Below are 19,018 nucleotides of genomic sequence, written 5' to 3'. Positions count from 1 at the left end.
CGCGGCCGGCGTCTCGTTGTCGTTCACCAGATGCGGACGCGCTCGGCCGGGTCGAGGTACAGCGCGTCACCCGGTTCGACGCCGAAGGCCTCGTGGAAGAGGTCGATATTGCGCACCACCGCGTTGCACCGGAACTCCGGCGGCGAATGCGGATCGACGGCCAGCCTGCGGATGGCTTCCTCTTCGCGCGCCTTGGTACGCCACACCTGCGCCCAGCCGTAGAAGACCCGCTGCAGCCCGGTGAGGCCGTCGATCACCGGGGCCTGCTCGTCGCCGAGGGCGATCTTGTAGGCCTGCAGGGCGATGGACAGCCCGCCCAGATCGCCGATGTTCTCGCCGATGGTGAACTCGCCGTTGACGGTGTGCTCGTCGGCCAGATCCTTGGGCGAGAGCACGTCGTACTGCTCGATCAGGGCCCTGGTGCGCTTGCCGAATTCGGCGCGGTCGGCGTCGGTCCACCAGTCGATCATGTTGCCGTCGCCGTCGTACTTGGCGCCCTGGTCGTCGAAGCCGTGGCCGATCTCGTGGCCGATCACCGCGCCGATACCGCCGTAGTTGGCGGCGTCGTCGGCGTTCATGTCGAAGAACGGCGGTTGCAGGATCGCGGCCGGGAAGACGATCTCGTTCATGCCCGGGTTGTAGTAGGCGTTGACCGTCTGCGGGGTCATGAACCACTCGTCCCGGTCGACCGGTCCACCGAGTTTGCGCAGTTCCCGATCGTGCTCGGCGGCGCAGCCGTTTCGGTAGTTGCCGAGCAGGTCCATCGGGTCGATGTGCAGCCCGGAGTAGTCGCGCCAGCGGTTCGGGTAACCGATCTTGGGGGTGAACTTCTCCAGTTTGGCGAGCGCGGCCTGCCTGGTCTGGGGGCTCATCCAGTCCAGGTCGGTGATGTTGCGCCGGTAGGCCTCGGCGAGATTGGCGACCAGTTCCTGCATCTTGGCCTTGGCCTCGGGCGGGAAGTGCTCGGCCACATACAGTTTGCCGACCGCTTCGCCCAGCAGCTCCTGCACCAGCGAGACCCCGCGCTTCCAGCGTTCGCGGTTCTCGGTGGCGCCGGTGAGGATGCGACCGTAGAAGTCGAAGTTCTCGGCCACGATGTCGTCGGTGAGGTACGGCGCGCGAGCGTGCAGCAGCCGCCAGGCGGCCCAGGCCTGCCAGTCGGCGAGATCGGCGTCGGCCCACAGGCGCGCGAAGACGCCCAGGTAATCGGGTTGGCGCACCACCACTTCGGCGAACAGTTCCGGACCGGACCGATCGAGGCCCTCGGCCAGCGCGGCCGTCCATGCCGTCCAGTCGAATTCGGGATGCTCGGTGCGCAGCGCGTCGAAGGTGGTGAGGTTGTAGCTCAATTCGGCGTCGCGGCGGCGCACCACGTCCCAGTGACCGGCGGCGAGTGCGCGTTCGATGTCGAAGATCCGCTGTCCGACGGTGCCGAGGTCGGGCGGCAGCAGGGCACCCACCCGCGGGTCGTCGGCCGCCAGGGCGAACATGCGGTCGATGTGGGCGATGTACGCCGTCCTGATCTCGGCGTATTCGTCCTGGCGGTAATAGGATTCGTCGGGCAGGCCGAGGCCGGACTGGTAGATCTGGATCAGATACCGGCTGGAATTCTTGGCGTCGGAGTCGATGTAGAAGCCGACCGCGCCGGGCACGCCGGTGCGATGCCATTGCCCCAGCAGCGCGGCGAAGGCCGAGCGGTCGGTCAGCTCGCGCAGGGCGGCCAGTTCCCCGGCGATCGGCGACAGACCCGCGGCCGCCACCGTCTCGGTGTCCATGAAGGAGCGGTAGAGGTCGCCGATCCGGCGGGCGTCGGCGGTGTCGTTCGCCGCGGTGTCGTTCGCCACGGTGTCGTTCGCCGGAGCGGCGTTCACAGAAGCGGCGTTCACAGAAGCGGCGCTGCCGGATGTGGTGCCGTACGCCCCTTCCGCGCACCGCTGGATGATGGCCTGGACGTCGAGTTCGGCCTGGTCGTAGAGGGCGCGGAAGGCGCCGTCGACGGCGCGGTCGGCGGGAATCTCGTACTCGGCCAGCCATTTACCGTTGACGTGCGCGAACAGGTCGTCCTGGACCCGGACGGCCTCGTCCAGATGGGATAGATCGATACCGGAAGGACTGATCAGCTCGGAGGTCACGCCGTCCAGTATGCCGATCCATACCTGAACACGGCCGGGGTCGCCGAACGCGAGGGCCTACCGGAACGGGTCAGCCCGGCTGCGGAACCCGGTCGAATTCGCCGTCGGCCACTCCGGCGAGGAAGGCGTCCCATTCGGCGCCGGTGAAGGTCAGCACGGTGGGGCCACGACGCAGTTCCACACCGCCCGCGCCGTTCTCGGTGATCATCTCGGGGACCGGGCCGCCCGTCCGCAGCCGCGCCACCAGATCGTCCCACTCGGCCGCGGAGACCGAGAGGACCGGCTGAGCCGCGGACTCTCCTGCGGCCCCGGAGCGATATTTGCTGTCCCGTATCCAGACGGCGTCCGCGTCGAACTTCACTTCGACGCACTGGTTGCCGTTGTTGGACCGGGACGAGGTGAACCAGCCGGTGCGAATCGGCCGGCCGCCGGCGTTGGTGGCCATGCCCGAAAGTCTACTCCCGTGCGTAACCCCTGATCAGGGCTTCGGAATCGGATCTGGACAGGGCCTGCTCGAGGACCCGCAGGTAGGCGAAGCCCAGGTCACGTACCAGCTCGGGGTCTTCCACCGGACCGCCGAACACCGCGCTCTCCGCCCACCCGAACGTCGGTAGCTGCTCACTTGCGAAGTCGAGCAGGTGGAAGCTGGATCCGCCGAGGATCGCCCCGTCCGGGGCACTGAACGGAATGACGCGCACGTCGAGGGTGTCGAGCTCGTCGCTCAGCGCGACCAGATGCTCGAGCTGACCGCGCAGGATCTGCGGCCCCCCGGTCTGCTGGAGCAAGGTGGCCTCGCCGATCACGGCGGTCAGTTCCACCCGATCCCGGCCACGCAACCGCTGCTGCCTGCGCATCCGGATGGCGACCAACTGGTCGACCTGGACCGGCCGGATCATCACGTCGGCGCTGATCAGCGCCCGCGCGTAGGCCTCGGTCTGCAACAGCCCCGGCACGATGAGGCTGTCATAGCTGCGGATGCTCTGCGCGCCGTGCTCCATGCCGTAGAGCCGCTGCAACTCCGGGCCGATCAGCGCGGAGGACTTGCTCCACCATCCTCGTTGTTTGCCAGCCTGTAGCAGGCCGAGTAATTCGGCGCGCTCCTCGTCCTCGACCTCGAGCAGATCCAGCACCGGGACGATGGTCCGGCCGGTCAGCACGCGCCTGCCGTTCTCCACGTGCGACCAGTTGGCCGGGGTGAAGCCGACCTGTCTGGCGAAGCTCGCCGAGTCGAATCCGCGCTGTTCACGCAGCTCACGCAGGCGCAGCACCAGTTCCCAGCGGGCGACGGTCGGCGAGACGGGTGCCATGCGAGTCGATGCTACTTCGTGATCGACGAGCCGTCGGTGACTATTGTCACAGCAGTTGCCCAGGGCTACTGTCACTCGTTAGCGGCTGGTTCACCCGAAACATCCACTCCGCATCGAGACGAGGTTCTTCATGAGCACGTCCGGCACTGGATCTGGCAATCACCGCACGCTGGGCACCACTCAGGTGTTGCCTGCCCGCCCCGGCGGGCGCCGCTCGGCAGCCAAGGAAGACGCTTTCCATCGTTGCCGTCGCTATCGCACCGACCATCGCCTGTTCGCCGACGTCGATCCTGCCCTCGGGCGGATCATGCTCGAAGTGGGCGCCGTGGGCGCGGTCGTCATGCCCGCGACGCTCGGCGCGAAAGTCGCCGAAGCGCTGTCCGGACCGCGCCGCTGCCCGATCATCGCCCACCCGCGATCGGACCGGTGGACTTTCCTCACCGGCCCGACGGACAACTCCTACCTGGACATGGGCCTGTTCGCCGACCTCTTCCGGGTGTGTGCCTCGATAGCGCTGCCCGGCAGCCGGATCGTGCTGCCCTCTCCGGCCGACGAACGCACCGGCTACCGCTCGTGGATCAGCGCGCCGGAGGAGGACTACCGGCCGAACCTGGCCGAGGTCACCGGCGTGACACGGACGGCCGCGGCCGCGCCACGCTGTGGCGTGAACTGATAATCACAGGTCAGGGAGTCGGGACCGGGGCAGGGGTAAGCGTGATGCTGAACCGGTCCTCGATGTTCTCGGTCCACCGACGTTCGCATTCGTCGATCGCGGCCTGGTCGTTGCCCGCCTTGTTGAGGCAGTCCACCAGATCTTTGCCACCCACATCGACGAAGAAGTTCCAGCCGACGATCAAGAACAGAGTCGCGCCGATGAGCGCGAGCACGCTGAGCACCAGGCCGGTGACCGCCATCCCCATGCCGCCCGCGGAACCGTTGCGCGCCTTGACCGCGGCAACGATGCCGAAGACGACACCGAGCACGCCGAGCAGGTAGCCGCCGACCACGGTCCAGAAGCTGACCAGCGCCAGAATGCCCAGGACGAGGGCGGCGATCGCCAGCCCGGTGCGCTTGGGCGATTCCTGCCAGTAACCGCCGCTCGCGCCCGGTTCCTGCCCCGGCGGCGGCGGATACTGACCCGACGGCGGATACTGGCCCGACGGCGGATACGGACCCGACGGTGGCGGATACTGACCCGGCGGGGGGTATTGACCCGGGGGAGGATATTGCGACATGGGCCTACCTCTCAGTCGGTCGGACGCGTTCGCACGAGCTCACCCCGCCTCGATCGCGCAGTCCGATACCCGATGGTAGCCGGACCAATCGTACGAACCGGGAGCTCCGGCGAGCCGGCGGCGGGCGGGTTCGGCGGGGCCGAACCGTCGAAACGTGCCGTTCACCGACCGCCGAGTCGGGCGTGCATCTCCCACACCAGGATCTCCGCGGGCTCGTGCGCCGTTATCCGCTGCCCGCCGCTGTGCCCGGTACGGACGGCGTCGCCCTCGTAGAGCGGACCGATCCCCTCCATCTCGACCTGCCCCCGCGCGACGAACAGATGCAGGTACGGCGCCTCGGGCAGCCGCACCTGCGCGGGCGCACCGGCGGTGTCGGCGCCGGGCAGCCGGGCCACGTGCAGCGCGGCATGACTGCTGTTGATCGCGATGGCGGTGCGATCGCGATAGCGCGGCAGGCCCGATGCCACCGTCACCAGTCCGCCGGAGGCCAGTTCATCGTCGATCTCGAGCTGCTGATAGCCGGGTTCGACGCCTGCCTCGTCGGGCATCACCCACATCTGCACGAAATGCACCGGCCGGTCGTGGGCGGAGCTGTTGTCCAGTCGCCAGGAATCGTTCTTCTCCGAATGCATGATGCCGGTGCCCGCGCTCATCCGCTGGGCCAGACCCGGATAGATGACACCGCTGTGGCCGAGCGAGTCCTGATGTACCAGGCTGCCTTCGAGCACCCAGGTCACGATTTCCATATCGCGATGCGGATGTGTGTCGAACCCCTGACCGGGCAACACGATGTCGTCGTTGTTGACCAGCAACAACCCGTGGTGGGTGTTGTCCGGATCGTAATGTTCGCCGAAGGAGAACGAATGCTTGGAATCGAGCCAGGACACCCGAGTTTTCATCCGGTCGCCACCTCGATGGACATCGATGTGCGGCGTCGCGAGTGTGGACACCCGGTCCTCCTCTCCCAGCGCGCACGGCTCGATCCGGCGTCGACGTGTACTCGAGCGTGCGGTGACTCGTATTCCTAGTAAATTGTCCCGCATCGGGCATATTACGCGAGCGGCGGGCCGGTGAACGGCAGCCGAGCGAGTGCCGGACGCCGGGGCGGGGAAAACCCTGGGCCACAATGGGCGAGGCGGAGGTGACGAGATGCGACCGGACGCACTCGCGCAGGTCGAAGAACAGTTGTGTGAACGGGCGCGCGCGGCGGGGATCACCGATTTCGTGGTCGGTATCGCGGTATTCCGGGACGACCGTTTGCTGGTAATCCGGCGGGTCCCGGACGATTATTTCGGGGGAATGTACGAATTACCCGGCGGCGGGGTGGAATCCGGAGAAACTCTCACCGAATGCGTGGTGCGCGAGTTGTTCGAGGAGACCGGTCTGCGCGTGCGCCGCATCGAACGGTTTCTCGGAGAAATCGACTATGCGACGCGCAGCAAGCCACGGGTCCGCAAGTTCAGTTTCCTGGTGGTGGCCGATCCCGGCGAGGTATCGCTCTCGCCCGGGGAACACGATGCTTTCGTCTGGACCGACATGAGCACCCTCGACACCCTGCCGATGACGCCCGATACCCGGGAGGCGGTGCGCTCGCTGTTCCCCGGGCATTGATCCCGGCGGGGAGCCGCCACCGGTCGGCACGGCAGAATCGGCCCGGTGCCAGACGGGGAGCCGCAGAGACGTTCGGAGCCGGAGAACCGGCCACCGTTGCGGACCGCGCTGCGCGAGAGTCCCGGCGTGGCCCGGCTGGCGATTGTCCGGTTCGCCGGGCAGTTCGGCGACGGCATGTTCCAGGCGGCGCTGTCCGGCGCGATCCTGTTCAACCCGGAACGCGAGACCGACCCGCTGGCCATCGCCGCGGGCTTCGCCGTCCTGCTGCTGCCGTATTCGTTGATCGGCCCCTACGCGGGCGCGCTGCTGGACCGATGGGACCGGCGCGCGGTGCTGCTGCTGGCGAATCTGCTGCGCGTCGGGCTCATTCTGGCAGCCGCCGCGGTGCTGGCCGCCGGCGTCGACGAGACCCCGCTGCTGCTGCTCGCGCTGGCGACGGTCGGCGTGAGCCGGTTCGTCGCGGCAGGCGTTTCGGCCGCGTTGCCGCGCGTGCTGGCACAGCACTGGCTGGTGGCGATGAACTCCGTCCTCGCGACGGTGTCCTCCGGGTTCGCCGGGGCGGGGGCGGGGGCGGCCGTGGTGGTGATCGGCGTGGTGGGGGCGGGTGACGCCGGTTCCGCGATCGCGGTCGCGTGCAGTGCCGTGGGCTCGGTGATCGGCGCGGCGCTGGCCGTCGGATTCCGGCCACACGTCCTCGGACCCGGTTCGCCCGGCACCCCGATCGGCCGGCCCGGTGCGATCGACAACGCCGTCCTCGACGCGGCGGCCGGTGGCTCGAGGGCGGCGGCGGTCGGGAGTGCGCCGGACCGGGGTGCGTTGCGGGCGATCGCGGGCGGGCTGTCGACAGCGGCCGGGGCGGTGTGGCGCGCGCCCGAGGTGACCACGGCGATGGTCGGGATCGGGGCGCATCGAGTGGTGTTCGGGGCGAACACGCTGATCATGGTGCTGGTGTTGCGGGAGCCCGCCGAGGGTGACCCGGTCGGCGGGGGACTGATCGGGTTCGGGGTGGCGATCGCGGCCAGCGCCACCGGCATGTTGGTGGCGGCGGCACTCGCGCCGTGGGTGATCCCACGGTTCGGCCGGACCCGCAGTGTGCTCGCCGGGCTGGTGGCGGCGGTATTCGTCCAGCTCACGCTGGTGATGCCGACCGCGCTGGCGGTATCGGACGAGGCGAGCCGGCGGGCCCATCTGCTGTTGCTCGCGGGCGCGTTCCTGTTCGGGCTGGCGGGTCAGCTCATCAAGCTGACCGGCGATGCGGCGATGCAGATCGATATCGACGACACCCGGCGCGGGCAGGTGTTCGCACTGCAGGACACCGTGTTCAATATCGCCTTCGTCCTGTCGATCGTGGTCACCGCGCTGGTGATTCCCGAGAACGGCAGGTCCGCGGGCATCGTGCTGATCGGCGCCGCCGGGTACGCGCTCGCGATCATGGTCGTCGTGCTGAACTCCCGGCGAGCCGGGCGGACCCCGTGACCGTGGGCGCGCTCAGCGAGTCGGTTCGGTCTCGTCGGTGACCGGAAGGTCCGTGCCGGTTTCGGTGGCGGACTGCTCGACCCTCTGGTCGCCCGGGCGGCCGGAGTACTCGCCCGCCTCGGGTAGGGCGGCGTAGGCGGACCGGCCGAAGGCGATATCGCAGGCCACGGTCGCGCCGGGGGAGGATCCCGCATCGGGGGCCACCTCCGCGCCGGAGGAAGGGCCGGTGCGGACGATCCACTCCAGGGGCTCGTTCGCCGCATCGGCGGGGGAGCCGGAGACGTGGTGATCCCACGTGCCCTCGCCGGTCGGGTCGGTGTAGAAATGGTCGGGCACGCCGTCGTCGTCGAGGTCCAGCGCGGCGATGTCGGCGACTCCGGCGCCGGTGGAATCCCAGAGCGCGTCGTCGGCCAATCCGTCGCCGTCGAAATCCAGTCGGACCGCGTCGAAGAGGCCGGTCCCGGCCAGGTCCAGATCCGCGGCGCTCGACCAGTCGTGGACAACGCCGTCGCCGGTACCGAACGAGTACTCGATGTCGGTCATATCGGATTGGACGCGACAGTCCGCGATCCGGTTCCGTAACCAGGACGAATGGGTGACAGACCGGGTAACTTGATCTTGTGGTGACGACCAGGGTGATCGGCCGATGACCGACACGCCGAAAAGACCGGCAACCCCGGTACTTCTGGGATTTCTCGTGACCGGCCTGGTAGGGGCCGCAACCGTTCCCGCCTCCGCCGCGCCCCATCCGTGGACGCCCGCCCCGGTGAACAGTTGCGGTGAAACGGGATTCGATCCCCTCGCGCGGGTGCCGCTGCCGAGCGAGCCGAACGCCCCGCTGCGATTGCCGGAGAAGATCGAATTGTTCTTCCCGCTGCCGGAACTCACCTTCGTCCCGGTGCCCGGCCCGCCGCAGCGCGACGTGCGGGTCGAGGCCGATCCGCCACCGGCGGATCCGTGCGGGGATCCCTGCCCCGATCTGCGTGAGCCCACCGTGCCGGACGGGACGGGGTCGGGAGGCTCGGCACTGCCCGATCCCGGTTCGGCGAGCACCGGGTCGAGCAGCGGCTCGGCCGGCGGCAGCAGCGTGGGCAGCAGCGTCTTCGGAATCCAGCTGCCGCGCCTGGAATTCCGCCCGCAGATCGAGCCGATCCCCATCCCGGTGCCCGGCGGACCGCGCACGGACCCACAACCCGCACCGCCCGAGCTGACCCCGGCCGCCGAGCCGGGCGGGCAGGCCCCGGCGCCCGCTACCCCGGTGATCGGCGCGATGGACATGGTCGGCCAGGTCACCGGCCACGGATCGGAGAACCGCACCGATGCGCGCTGGCAGGTCAACGGCACCGACCTGGGCGTCATGTGGGAGACCGAGCCCGGCAAGGTGGCCGTCGCGTTCGGCGACACCTTCGGGGAGGGCTGGACCTACGGTGGCGCGAACGGCTCGGACTGGCGCTCCAACGTGCTCGGCTACAGCGGCGACACCGATCTCTCCGACGGTCTGACCATCGACTCGATGGTTCAGGACAGCCGCTGTCACGCGGCCGAGCTGCTGTCCAGCCGCAAGATCAAGAACTTCGAGACGACGGTCATCCCCACCTCGGGCTTCGCGCTCGACGGCAGGCAATACATGAGCTACATGTCGGTCAACCGCTGGAGCACCGTGCCCGGGATGTGGTGGACCAACTACGGCGGCATCGCCTGGTCCGACGACAACGGCTCGACGTGGACCAAGGACGAGCACGCACGGTGGGACAACATGTTCGGGCTCGGCCGGTTCCAGGTGGCGGCGATGGTGCCGCACGGCGAGCACGTCTACATGTTCGGCACCCCCAACGGCCGGATCGGCGTGGTCGGCCTGGCCCGCGTGCCGAAGGAGCACGTGCTCAACAAGTCCGCCTATCAGTACTGGGTGGACGGGACGTGGCGGCCCACGGCCGAGAACGAGGCCACACCACTGTTCTTCGGCATCGCCAGCGAGCTGTCGGTGCGCTACGACGAGAGCGCCGGACGCTGGCAGATGGCCTACCTGGACTCCGCGCGCGGGGCGATCGTCCTGCGCGAGGCCATGGCTCCGCAGGGCGCGTGGAGCGAGGCGGCCCCGATGCTGTCCACCGCCGACTATCCGAAGGCCTACGGCGGATTCATCCATCCCTGGTCGAGCAGCGACGAGCTGTACTTCACCATGTCGGCCTGGGACAGCTACAACGTCTATCTCATGCGCGCGCAGGTGCGGGGGCGCTGACGTCCTGGACGCCGAATCAGGGCGCGCGGCGGAACTTCAGGCGCTGTCCCGGTCTGGCCTGGGCGACCCGGTCGACATCGCCGCTGCGCACCACCGCGATCACCGGGTAGCCGCCGGTGATCGGGTGATCGGCGAGGAACACCACCGGCTCACCGCTCGGCGGCACCTGCACGGCCCCCAGCACCATGCCCTCGGTGCGCAACTCCCTGTCGATCGCCCTGCGCAGTGGCGGACCGGCGAGCCGATGCAGCCGGGCGCCGACCCGATCGGTCTCGGGAGCCACCGCCCATTCCCCGGCGAACAGCGCGTCCGGCTCGGCGAACCAGTCCGCCCGCGGTCCCGGCAGCGCGTGCACCTCCACGACCTCCACGACCTCGACGACCTGCGCAACCGGAGCGAAATCGACCGGAGGCCATGTGCGTGGCGGCGGTCCGATCGGGATCGTGTCCCCGCTGCGCAGCGGCTCGGGACCGATGCCTGCCAGAGTGTCGCGACTGCGGGAACCGAGCACCGATTCGACCGCCACCCCGCCTCGGATCGCCACATAGGCCCGCAACCCGTTCGCGGCCTGCCCCAGCCGCAAGGTCTGCCCCTCCTCGAGTCGCAGCACACTCGCGTGCCCCACCGGGATGTCGTCGACGAACGCGGGGGCGAGGGCGCCGGTGACCGCGACGATGTGCCGGTGTTCGGCGCGTACCACCAATCCGCCGAGCAGCACCTCGATCGCCGCCTCGTGTTCCGGATTGCCGACCAGCCGGTTCGCCAGCCGCAGCGAAGCGCGGTCCGCGGCGCCGGCCACCCCGACCCCGGAGTCGAACCATCCCGGCCTGCCCAGATCCTGCACGGTGGTCGCGGGCCCCACCGCCAGCACCCGCATCATCGCCCGGCCTCGACGAACCGCACCGCGCCGCCTGCCCGGATCAGCGCGGGCGGATCGCGGCGCTCATCCCACAGCACGGCCTCGGTGTGCCCGATCAGCTGCCAGCCGCCCGGCGAACTGCGCGGATACACCGCCGAATAGCCGCCGGCCAGGGCGACCGCGCCCGCGGGCACCGACGTGCGCGCCCGCTCCCGGCGGGGGACCGACAGTTCGTCGTGCGAGGCACGCAGGTAGCCGAATCCTGGCGCGAAGCCGACGAATTCGCATCGCCACAGTGTCGAGGTGTGCCGATCGATCACCGCGCGCACGCTCGTCCCGAGCAGTTCGGCGACCTGTTCCAGGTCTTCCCCGACGTAATGGACCGGGATGACCACCGGGTCGCCGTCCGCGGGGCCCCTCGTCACTGCGCCCATCGTCACTGCGCCCATCGTTCCGGCGCCCATCGTCCCGGCAACCACTGCACCGGACGCGCCACCGCCGCGGCTCAGCGCGATCATCAGATCGGCGGCCGCGCGGCGGACGGATTCGGCGAGGAGGGGCGACACCACGGTCACCAGCACGGTCGTGGCCGCGGGCAGGATGTCCTCGACGCCGGCGATCCGGGCGCGGCGCAGCGCGGCGGCGAACTCGGCCGCGCCGACCGAGGGGCCGGGCTCGATCAGCCACGCCCGATCACCCGCGGCCCGGATCTGCCCCCGACCCGCCGCGCCGTCCGATTCCGTCATGACGTCCCCGGTCGGCCCCGGCAGTCCGCGCACGACCGTCGTCCCCGCGACATCCTCGCCCGGACCCGGCAGTCCGCGCCCGACTGTCGTCCCCGAGCAGGCGGGTGTCCGTCTCGTCCGTGGAGCGCATCGACCCGGTGGGAGCGCGCGTCGATCCGCGTGCTCATGTGAACGCCTCGACCGCGACACCCGCCTCGGCGAGCGCAGCCCGGATCCTGCGGGCCATCTCCACCGCGGCCGGGCTGTCGCCGTGCACACAGAGGCTCCGCGCGCGCACCAGCACGGCCTCGTCGACCGGGTCGGCATCGTCGCGACCCGCGCCGATCCCGGCAGCCGCACGGTCGTCGGCACGCGAGGAGCCCTGGTACGCGGGACCACTGTACGCCGGTCGGCTCACCGGAACGGGATTCACCAGCGCGGGGTCCACCAGGACCGGTTCCAGCAGAACGGGATCCATCGGGATCGCGGCGACCGAGGACACACTCATCGCCGAGGTCACGCTCACCGAGGTGGTGTCCACCGTGTCCCCGGCGTCCCCGGCATTCGGGAGGACCGACGTCACCCGCGCCGCGCGTACGGTCACCGACGACATCCGCAGGATCCTGACCCCGCCGGTCGTGGCGATCGACACGGCCTGTTCGACAGCATCGTGGGCGGGAAGCACCGCGCCGGGCACCTCGCGCGGAGCCAGCCCGCCCGTCTCGGTGTACGCGCGGTCGGCGAACCCCTCGCCGACGAACCGGACACCCGCCGACACCGCGGCGTGCTCGAGCGCGGTACCCGCCGGACCGAGCAGGACCAGGGCGGGGTCGAAGTCGATCATCGCCGCGATCAACGCGTCGGCGAGATCGCGCTGGGCGCCTGCCGAGTGATAGAGGGCGCCGTGCGGCTTCACATAGCGGACCCGGCTGCCGGCCGCGCGGGCGAAGGCGTCCAGACTGCCGATCTGGTAGAGCACCTCGTCGCGCAGTTCGGCGGGGGCGATGTCGATGGTGCGCCTGCCGAAGCCGACCAGATCGCGGTGGCCGACGTGCGCGCCGATCCGGACATCGCGTTCGGCGGCGAGCTCACAGGTGCGGCGCATGATCGACGGGTCACCGGCGTGGAAACCGCAGGCGATGTTGGCGCTGGTGACGAGGTCGAGCATGGCGGCGTCGTCGCCCATCGTCCACGGGCCGAAGCCCTCACCGAGATCGCTGTTGAGATCCAGCGGCATCGTCTCTCCCTCCACCTGGTGCGCACGCCTGCCTCGGCGTGTCCCTCCATTGTCGACGCGACGCGCGAGCGGTGTCGACGCGCGCCCGGCGGTACGCTCGAACCGCCATGGCCGCGTATTTCGATCCGACCTCCTGGTCTCCGCTGCGGGCCGTCGAGATCGGCCGACGGCTGTTCGAACAGTCCTGGCCGGAGCAATGGTTCGCCGCGAGCACCGCGTGGGTGGATCCGGTGCTCGACCTGGGTTCGGGCACGGTCACCGCGCTGCTGCCCGACGTGCTGATGACCATGCTCAGCGAGGGCATCCTCAGCCGATTCGGCGGTCAGGACATCGCGGTCACCGTGATCGGCCACGAACTGCGCGCCACGCTGCGGGTGTTGAAGGTACGCAGGCGCGGAGCGCACTTCCAGGCCGAGACGGTGCTCTCCGAACTGCACTGGGACACGCGCCGGTTCGAGACGGTCACCGCTGTCGCGCACGGGGTCCGGCTTGTTCCCGGCGTACCGACCAAGGTGCGCGTGGCGGGCATCGACCTGATCGGCGCCCTCACCGTCGCCGAGCTGGCGAGCTGGATCGACGCCCTCGACCTGGACTGGCGGATGGAGGTGCGCGAGGACGGCAGCCTGCTGGCCAGGCATCGCACGCGCAAGCTGACCGCGCTGGTGGAGGGGCAGATCACCGACGACCGCCTGACCCTGCGGGTGGAGCGGGCGTGGTGGCGCGGCATCCGGTTGCCCCGGCGGATGACGGTCGACCCGCCGGGGGTGCTGCTGTCGGATCTGCCGCGGGGTCTGCGGATCGCGCACGCCGCCCGCGAGGGCGACCTGGTGCGCTTCCGCCTGGAACTCCCCGCGACCACCGCCTCGTTCGATCTGGCGCAGATCCGCGACGCGGTGGTCGCGGGCACCACGCTGATCATCTTCTGACCGCTCGTCGTCCGACGGGGCAGATCACGCCTGCTGCTGGGACTTCCACCACTCCAGCAGCGCGGCCTCGGCCTCGTCGCGGGTGAGCGGACCGCGATCCAGGCGCAGTTCCTTGAGGAAATTCCAGGCCCGCCCGACGTCGGGGCCCGGCCGCAGATCCAGCAATTCCATGATCGCGTTGCCGTCGAGATCGGGGCGGACCCTGGCCAGATCCTCCTGCTCGCGCAGCCGCTCGATGCGGGCCTCGAGATCGTCGTAGGTGGCGCGCAGGGTGGCGGCGCGACGCTTGTTGCGGGTGGTGCAGTCCGCGCGCACCAGCTTGTGCAGCCGCGGCAGCAGGTCGTCGGCGTCGGTGACGTAGCGGCGCACCGCCGAATCGGTCCACTGGCCTTTGCCGTAGCCGTGGAAGCGCAGATGCAGGAACACCAGGCGGGCGACGTCCTCGGTGAACTGCTTCGGATACTTCAACGCGCGCATCCGTTTGCGCACCATCTTCGCCCCGACCACCTCGTGATGGTGGAAGCTGACGCCGCCGCCCGGCTCGTTGCGCTTGGTGTCGGGCTTGCCGATGTCGTGCAGCAGCGCCGCCCAGCGCAGCACCAGGTCGGGATCGCCGTCCTCGAGGTCGATGGCCTGCTGCAACACCGTCAGCGAATGCCAGTACACGTCTTTGTGCTGGTGATGCTCGTCGATCTCGAGTTTCATCGCGGGGACTTCGGGCAGCACCCGCTCGGCCAGGCCGGTCTCGCACATCACGTCGATGCCGTCGATCGGGTGGGCGCCGGCGATGAGCTTGTCCAGTTCGGTGCGCACCCGCTCGGCGGTGATCCGGTCGATCTCGTCCGCCATCGCCACGATCGCCGTCCGCACCCGGGGCGCGAGTTCGAAGCCGAGCTGGGAGACGAACCGGGCGGCCCGCAACATGCGCAGCGGATCGTCGGTGAAGGAGTCCTCCGGCGCGGCCGGGGTGTCGAGCACGCCGGCCAGCAGCGCGTCCATTCCGCCCAGCGGGTCCACGAACTCCAGCGAACCGTCCGCGGCGATGCGCACGGCCATCGCGTTCACGGTGAAATCGCGGCGCACCAGGTCGCCCTCGAGCGAATCGCCGAAGGTGACCTCGGGATGGCGCGACACCCGGTCGTAGCTGTCGCTGCGGAAGGTGGTGATCTCCACCTGCTGACTCGCTTTGGCCGCGCTGACCGTGCCGAAGGCCAGCCCGCCGGTGTCCCAGAGGTGGTCGGCCCAGCCGCGCACGATCTCGAGCACCTGCTCGGGCCGCGCGTCGGTGGTGAAATCCAGATCGGTGCCCAACCGGCCGAGCACGGCATCGCGGACACTGCCGCCCACCAGGTACAGCTCGTGGCCGTGGGCGGCGAACAACGCGCCGAGCGGGGCCAGCACATCGTCCAGCCTGCCGAGGGTCACCGCCGCCGAGGCCAGCAATCGGGTACGCCTCTCCTCGGCGGCCAAGGCGACTTGATCGGACACGACGACATCTCCGGACTCGGGCGAAACCACGAACGAACTGTATATGGCGGCGCGGAGGCCGCCCGCTGCTGCGCCGCGGCGCGGGAGCGGGGAAATGACACAGTAAGCTTGCTTGGTGTCTCCGGCCGATCGCGCGAACAGTCGACGCCGCCAGCCTCGGCGCCGCGGTTCGGCGGCCACGACGGGCGATGTGGCGAAACCTCGCATGCGCACCGTCCGGGAGACATCGGCCGGGGGGCTGGTGGTCGACGGTCTGGACGGTCCGAGCGAGCAGCGGTGCGCCGCGCTGATCGGGCGCACCGACCGGCGCGGACGCCTGTTGTGGTCGCTGCCCAAGGGACATATCGAGGAGGGGGAGACCGCCGAGCAGACCGCGATCCGCGAGGTTGCCGAGGAAACCGGCATCCAGGGCGTCGTGGTTGCCGAGCTCGGCGATATCGACTATTGGTTCGTCACGGAAGGACGCCGGGTGCACAAGACGGTGCATCATTTCCTGCTGCGTTCGGTGGGCGGTGAATTGTCCGATGCGGATGTGGAGGTCACGCAGGTGGCGTGGGTTCCGTTGACGGAGTTGAATTCCCGATTGGCCTACGCGGACGAACGGCGTCTGGCGGAGGTGGCGAATCGGTTGATCGACCGGATGGAGACCGGCAAGCAATGACGCGTGGGCTGTTCCGGTTATTCGTTGCGGTCCTGACTCTGCTGGGTTCGGTCGCGATGGTGGCGGGGACTCCTGCCGCACCCGCGCGGGCTCAGCCGAGTGGATCGAGCAATTCCACGACCCCGGAATTCGTGAAACTGGCGGTGGATTCGGTCACCCCGTCGACGGTGACCCCGTCCTCGGATCCGGTGCTCACGGTGGCGGGGACGGTGACCAATATCGGCGACCGCCCCGTGGAGGACGTCAGCGTGCGCGTGCAGCGCGCGGCGGCGGTCACCGAGCCCTCGCAGCTGCGTTCGACTCTGCAGTTGGACCAGGTGAGCTACGACCTCGTCGGCCCGTTCGAGGACGTGGTCGACGAGCTGAGTCCGGGGCAACGACGCCAGTTCACGGTGAGCATTCCGCTGCGATCGGATTCGGAGGCATCGCTGCAGATCAGCGAACCCGGCGTGTATCCGGTGCTGCTGAACGTCAACGGAACCCCCGCCTACGGCGGACAGGCGCGGCTGGACGACGCGCGCTTCCTGTTGCCGGTGCTCGGGGTTCCGCAGGCCGACCCGGCCGCGCAACTGCCGCCCTCGCCCGCGCCGGTCGCGACGACCGTGGTGTGGCCGCTGGCCGACCGGCCCCGGCTGGTGGCGGGTGTCACCGGATCGGTCGACAGCACCACCGTCCTGACCGACGACGAGCTGGCCGGTTCGCTCGGCAAGGGCGGCAGGCTCGACCAGCTGCTCGGCGCGCTGGAGACGGTCATCGGGACGGGAACGACCGGAGATCGCCGCCTGGCCTCGTCGATCTGCCTGGCCATCGATCCGGATCTGCTGGTGACGGTGCAGGCGATGACCGCCGGCTACCGGGTGCTGGCCAGCCCCTCGGACCCGGACGGCGCGACCAGGGAGGGGATCGGCGAGGAGCAGGCCGCGGCGTGGCTGGACCGGCTGCGCGCACTGGCGCCGACCCTGTGCACGGTGGCCCTGCCCTACGCGCAGGTGGATCCGGCGGCGCTGGCCGCGGTCGGCGATCCGGCGCTGACAGCGCGCGCGCTGGCCGAGCCCGCCGAGATCGTCGACGCGACACTCGCGGTGAACTCGGTGCGCGGGCTGGCCCTGCCCGACGCGGGCGCCCTCGACTCCGCGGGTGCGGCGTTGCTGCGCGGCCACGGCTACGGGAGCGCGGTGCTGGCGGGCACCGCGACCGCGCCGGAGGGCAGCGCGGGCGCCGGGAGCACGGCCGGCGAACTCGACTATTCCTACGGCGGCTCCTGGGCGGCGGCCGATCCCGCGCCCGCGCCCGATGTGGTGCGCCTGCCCGGGGTGAGCGCCGAACCCGCGGCGGGCGGTGCGCCCGCTCTCGAGGGCCCGCCCGCCGCGGGCGCACCGCAATCGTCGGCCGCGGCCCCGGCGCCGGTGATACCCGAGGATTCGGCTCTGCGGGTGACGACCTTCGACATCTGGTCGGCGACGGCGCTGGCCGCGGTCGGCTCGAACCCGTCGACGCCGTCGTTCACGCCGGGCAGCGTGCGCTACGAGGTCACCAACGATTCCAGAACCGCCCGTCTGCAGGACGCGCTCGGCGCGATCACCTGGCGGGCGGTGAATCCGCAGGCCACGGGCGCGCGCTCGCTGCTGATGATGCCGCCGCAGCAGTGGGGGGCCAGCGGCGACGAGGCGACCGCGCTGCTGCGCCAGGTCGAGTCGCTGATGCGAGCCGGGCTGGCCACCCCCCGCGCGCTCACCGATCTGGTGGCGCAGGCGCCCGATCCGGTGCCCTACGAACTGGACTATTCGGAGCGTGCCGCGAGCGACGCCGTGCCCGGCCGGTTCGTCGAGCCGACCAGAGTGCAGGGCAAGCGGATCACCGAGCTGTTCGCCTCGCTGGTCTCTGTACCCGAGCTGGAACCGACGCCGAGCGAATTCCTCACCCCGCTACGCGACGACCTGCTGCGTGTGCTCACCCTGTCGGACCGGCGGTCGGGTGCCTTCGACCAGCCCGACACGTGGGCCCGGCGCCGCCTCGACCAGACCACGCGCACCCTCGACGAGCTGTATCGCTCGGTGACCGTGCTGCCGCCGGGCGGCGTCTACACCCTCGCCACCGAGCAGAGCCCGCTGCTGCTGGTGGCGCGCAACGACCTGCCGGTGGCGATCCGGATCCGGTTCCGCATCGAGGCGCCCCCCGGCGCGAACATCACCGACCTGGGCGAACAGCAGCTGCCACCGAACGGCACCCGTTCGTTCCGGGTGCCCACCGAGGTGAACGACAGCCGCAATCTGGTGATCCCGATCTCGGTCACCACCGCCGAGGGCGTACTGCTCGGCGAGTCGACATCGGTCTCGGTGCGATCGAACGCCTACGGCCAGATCCTGGCCATCATCACCGCGTGCGCCGCGCTGCTGCTGTTCGGGTTGGCCGGTCGCAGGCTCTACCACCGGTTCCGTGGCAGGCCGGATCCGGCGGACGAGTGAGTCGGGCCCCGGCACCCGCGCTCGGTAAGGAACAATCGAAGAGAATCGGCGGATCCGCCGCGGCGCGAGGCGCACCACCCGCAGCACCTGTGCCGGGCGGCTGCCCGGTGAGCGCCTCGGCCGGGCAGCCGCCGCGTGGGCACGGGTTCGACATCCGAGGGCGCGGCGGGGGAAGATGCCCGGTCGGCGAAACGCCGGACCGGGCCGCCGGGCACGGGTCATGGACGACACAGGAGGCATGATGAGCGACGATGACCTCTCCGCTCATCGGCCGCAGCCCGGCGACCGTCGCACTCCCGACCGGCAGCGCGACGACTGGCAGGCAGGCGGCCGCTCGTCCGAAGAGTCCGACAACCGGCCGCAAGGCGCTCCGCCTGCCCGGACCCCGTCCGCACCGTGGGAGCGCAGGCCTGTTCCGCAGGATCAGCCCGGTATGACGGCGCGCGATCCGCAGGGTGGCCCGCCTCCGCGCATCCCGCAGGTCAGCAGGCCGCAGATGCCGCCCGGCCGTCGTATGGGGCCGGCCACCGGTCCCATGCCACCGCCCTCGCGGCCGTTCCCCGCACAGCGTGACCCCGCGGCGCCGCCCGCTCCGGTGCCCGGCCGACCCGGCGCCGCCCCCGGCGGGCGCGGCAACGCGGCCGACCCGGGCCA

Annotated in this window: 17 protein-coding genes and 2 pseudogenes; 8 read left to right on the top strand and 11 right to left on the bottom strand. The window is 70.3% G+C overall.

Annotation, left to right across the window (positions count from 1 at the left end; all coding sequences use genetic code 11):
- Window positions 1-23: 23 nt before the first annotated feature.
- The 3 genes from NS3_RS23170 to NS3_RS23160 form a co-directional block, all read right to left on the bottom strand.
- A complete protein-coding gene (locus tag NS3_RS23170) occupies window positions 24-2,132 on the bottom strand; it encodes a M13 family metallopeptidase (protein ID WP_067863415.1) in 2,109 nt (702 codons plus the stop codon).
- A gap of 70 nt (window positions 2,133-2,202) precedes the next feature.
- Complete coding sequence (locus NS3_RS23165) at window positions 2,203-2,577, bottom strand: DUF397 domain-containing protein (RefSeq protein WP_067863412.1); 375 nt, start codon at window positions 2,575-2,577, stop codon at window positions 2,203-2,205.
- A gap of 10 nt (window positions 2,578-2,587) precedes the next feature.
- Window positions 2,588-3,439, bottom strand: coding sequence for a helix-turn-helix domain-containing protein (locus tag NS3_RS23160; RefSeq protein ID WP_067863409.1), 852 nt, complete (start codon window positions 3,437-3,439; stop codon window positions 2,588-2,590).
- 130 nt (window positions 3,440-3,569) lie between these two features.
- Here NS3_RS23160 and NS3_RS23155 point away from each other — a divergent pair, with 130 nt between their 5' ends.
- Window positions 3,570-4,112 (top strand): hypothetical protein, encoded by a 543-nt coding sequence (locus tag NS3_RS23155; protein ID WP_067863406.1) that lies wholly within the window; start codon window positions 3,570-3,572, stop codon window positions 4,110-4,112.
- Between the two features lie 10 nt (window positions 4,113-4,122).
- On the opposite strand, the gene NS3_RS23150 is transcribed toward NS3_RS23155, so the two are convergent.
- Both NS3_RS23150 and NS3_RS23145 read right to left on the bottom strand, forming a co-directional pair.
- Entirely contained in the window at window positions 4,123-4,674 is a 552-nt protein-coding gene (locus tag NS3_RS23150; RefSeq protein ID WP_067863403.1) for a DUF4190 domain-containing protein, read from the bottom strand.
- A gap of 161 nt (window positions 4,675-4,835) precedes the next feature.
- Window positions 4,836-5,573 (bottom strand): pirin family protein, encoded by a 738-nt coding sequence (locus tag NS3_RS23145; RefSeq protein WP_067863400.1) that lies wholly within the window; start codon window positions 5,571-5,573, stop codon window positions 4,836-4,838.
- A gap of 190 nt (window positions 5,574-5,763) precedes the next feature.
- Here NS3_RS23145 and NS3_RS23140 point away from each other — a divergent pair, with 190 nt between their 5' ends.
- Both NS3_RS23140 and NS3_RS23135 read left to right on the top strand, forming a co-directional pair.
- Window positions 5,764-6,285, top strand: coding sequence for an NUDIX hydrolase (locus NS3_RS23140; RefSeq protein WP_245649766.1), 522 nt, complete (start codon window positions 5,764-5,766; stop codon window positions 6,283-6,285).
- Between the two features lie 45 nt (window positions 6,286-6,330).
- Entirely contained in the window at window positions 6,331-7,761 is a 1,431-nt protein-coding gene (locus NS3_RS23135; protein WP_245649765.1) for an MFS transporter, read from the top strand.
- Window positions 7,762-7,773: 12 nt separating this feature from the next.
- On the opposite strand, the gene NS3_RS23130 is transcribed toward NS3_RS23135, so the two are convergent.
- Window positions 7,774-8,304, bottom strand: a complete 531-nt coding sequence (locus NS3_RS23130; protein WP_067863390.1) for a hypothetical protein — start codon at window positions 8,302-8,304, stop codon at window positions 7,774-7,776.
- Window positions 8,305-8,407: 103 nt separating this feature from the next.
- On the opposite strand from NS3_RS23130, the gene NS3_RS23125 reads away from it, so the two are divergent.
- The gene (locus NS3_RS23125) at window positions 8,408-10,003 is read left to right on the top strand and encodes a glycoside hydrolase family 183 protein (protein WP_067863387.1); all 1,596 of its coding nucleotides are present in this window, start codon (window positions 8,408-8,410) and stop codon (window positions 10,001-10,003) included.
- Between the two features lie 16 nt (window positions 10,004-10,019).
- Here NS3_RS23125 and NS3_RS23120 read toward each other — a convergent pair whose 3' ends face one another.
- The 4 genes and pseudogenes from NS3_RS23120 to NS3_RS30175 form a co-directional block, all read right to left on the bottom strand.
- Window positions 10,020-10,883, bottom strand: a complete 864-nt coding sequence (locus tag NS3_RS23120; protein ID WP_067863384.1) for a 5-oxoprolinase subunit C family protein — start codon at window positions 10,881-10,883, stop codon at window positions 10,020-10,022.
- Complete coding sequence (locus NS3_RS23115; protein WP_067863381.1) at window positions 10,880-11,608, bottom strand: 5-oxoprolinase subunit B family protein; 729 nt, start codon at window positions 11,606-11,608, stop codon at window positions 10,880-10,882. Before NS3_RS23115 ends, NS3_RS23120 begins: the two co-directional genes overlap by 4 nt.
- A gap of 163 nt (window positions 11,609-11,771) precedes the next feature.
- Entirely contained in the window at window positions 11,772-12,065 is a 294-nt protein-coding gene (locus NS3_RS30615) for a LamB/YcsF family protein (protein ID WP_373865338.1), read from the bottom strand.
- A 45-nt stretch (window positions 12,066-12,110) separates the two neighbouring features.
- A pseudogene (locus tag NS3_RS30175) lies at window positions 12,111-12,824 on the bottom strand (LamB/YcsF family protein); the annotation flags it as partial.
- 107 nt (window positions 12,825-12,931) lie between these two features.
- Here NS3_RS30175 and NS3_RS23105 point away from each other — a divergent pair.
- Window positions 12,932-13,750 (top strand): hypothetical protein, encoded by an 819-nt coding sequence (locus tag NS3_RS23105; RefSeq protein ID WP_067863378.1) that lies wholly within the window; start codon window positions 12,932-12,934, stop codon window positions 13,748-13,750.
- 24 nt (window positions 13,751-13,774) lie between these two features.
- Here the strand turns inward: NS3_RS23105 and NS3_RS23100 are convergent, their stop codons facing one another.
- On the bottom strand, window positions 13,775-15,220 hold the full coding sequence (locus NS3_RS23100) for a CCA tRNA nucleotidyltransferase (RefSeq protein ID WP_067863537.1): 1,446 nt from the start codon (window positions 15,218-15,220) through the stop codon (window positions 13,775-13,777).
- Window positions 15,221-15,353: 133 nt separating this feature from the next.
- On the opposite strand from NS3_RS23100, the gene NS3_RS23095 reads away from it, so the two are divergent.
- The 3 genes and pseudogenes from NS3_RS23095 to NS3_RS29285 all read left to right on the top strand — a co-directional run.
- Complete coding sequence (locus tag NS3_RS23095) at window positions 15,354-15,899, top strand: NUDIX hydrolase (protein WP_067863534.1); 546 nt, start codon at window positions 15,354-15,356, stop codon at window positions 15,897-15,899.
- Complete coding sequence (locus tag NS3_RS23090; RefSeq protein ID WP_067863376.1) at window positions 15,896-18,364, top strand: DUF6049 family protein; 2,469 nt, start codon at window positions 15,896-15,898, stop codon at window positions 18,362-18,364. Before NS3_RS23095 ends, NS3_RS23090 begins: the two co-directional genes overlap by 4 nt.
- Window positions 18,365-18,605: 241 nt before the next feature.
- A pseudogene (locus tag NS3_RS29285) lies at window positions 18,606-19,018 on the top strand (hypothetical protein); the annotation flags it as partial.

Source organism: Nocardia shimofusensis NBRC 100134, assembly GCF_001613125.1.
Taxonomy (GTDB): Bacteria; Actinomycetota; Actinomycetes; order Mycobacteriales; family Mycobacteriaceae; genus Nocardia; species Nocardia shimofusensis.
The sequence above is the reverse complement of the archived record's forward strand: the minus strand, read 5'-3'. Positions and strand labels throughout refer to the sequence as shown.

Coding starts and splice junctions, on each gene's coding strand:
- NS3_RS23165 (WP_067863412.1), bottom strand. CDS start 2,577: ATGGCCACCAACGCCGGCGGCCGGCCGATTCGCACCGGCTGGTTCACC.
- NS3_RS23160 (WP_067863409.1), bottom strand. CDS start 3,439: ATGGCACCCGTCTCGCCGACCGTCGCCCGCTGGGAACTGGTGCTGCGC.
- NS3_RS23155 (WP_067863406.1), top strand. CDS start 3,570: ATGAGCACGTCCGGCACTGGATCTGGCAATCACCGCACGCTGGGCACC.
- NS3_RS23150 (WP_067863403.1), bottom strand. CDS start 4,674: ATGTCGCAATATCCTCCCCCGGGTCAATACCCCCCGCCGGGTCAGTAT.
- NS3_RS23145 (WP_067863400.1), bottom strand. CDS start 5,573: ATGAAAACTCGGGTGTCCTGGCTCGATTCCAAGCATTCGTTCTCCTTC.
- NS3_RS23130 (WP_067863390.1), bottom strand. CDS start 8,304: ATGACCGACATCGAGTACTCGTTCGGTACCGGCGACGGCGTTGTCCAC.
- NS3_RS23125 (WP_067863387.1), top strand. CDS start 8,408: ATGACCGACACGCCGAAAAGACCGGCAACCCCGGTACTTCTGGGATTT.
- NS3_RS23120 (WP_067863384.1), bottom strand. CDS start 10,883: ATGATGCGGGTGCTGGCGGTGGGGCCCGCGACCACCGTGCAGGATCTG.
- NS3_RS23115 (WP_067863381.1), bottom strand. CDS start 11,608: ATGACGGAATCGGACGGCGCGGCGGGTCGGGGGCAGATCCGGGCCGCG.
- NS3_RS30615 (WP_373865338.1), bottom strand. CDS start 12,065: ATGGATCCCGTTCTGCTGGAACCGGTCCTGGTGGACCCCGCGCTGGTG.
- NS3_RS23105 (WP_067863378.1), top strand. CDS start 12,932: ATGGCCGCGTATTTCGATCCGACCTCCTGGTCTCCGCTGCGGGCCGTC.
- NS3_RS23090 (WP_067863376.1), top strand. CDS start 15,896: ATGACGCGTGGGCTGTTCCGGTTATTCGTTGCGGTCCTGACTCTGCTG.